This window comes from Shewanella electrica, from assembly GCF_022321485.1.
GTDB classification, from domain to species: Bacteria; Pseudomonadota; Gammaproteobacteria; order Enterobacterales; family Shewanellaceae; genus Shewanella; species Shewanella electrica.
The window spans coordinates 1-263 of sequence record NZ_JAKOGG010000385.1 but is presented as its reverse complement, the minus strand read 5'-3'; the positions used below and the strand labels follow the sequence as shown (position 1 = coordinate 263).

Below are 263 nucleotides of genomic sequence, written 5' to 3'. Positions count from 1 at the left end.
GCGAACTCGGAGAGGTCGACGAAGCCGTCGCGGTCGGAGTCCATCTCGTCCATCATGCGCCGCACCTCGCCGGGACCGAGGGGCGCCCCCAGTGCCCGCAGCACGGACGCCAGCTCCTCCGCCGAGATCTTCCCGTCGCCGTTCGCGTCGTACCGCCGGAACACCTGCTCCAGCTCCGCCATCGGCATCCCCGGCCCCCCTCCTCCTCCTCCTCCGCCGCCCTCCACCTTCGCCGGCGTCGGCGACGCCACCCCACCCCCTCC

Annotated in this window: 1 protein-coding gene; it reads right to left on the bottom strand. The window is 73.8% G+C overall.

What is annotated here, in order from left to right; genetic code table 11:
- Positions 1 to 182 (bottom strand): EF-hand domain-containing protein (locus L9G74_RS24280; protein ID WP_238898692.1); only part of this gene is annotated, 182 nt, incomplete at its 3' end.
- Between the last annotated feature and the right edge of the window lie 81 nt (positions 183 to 263).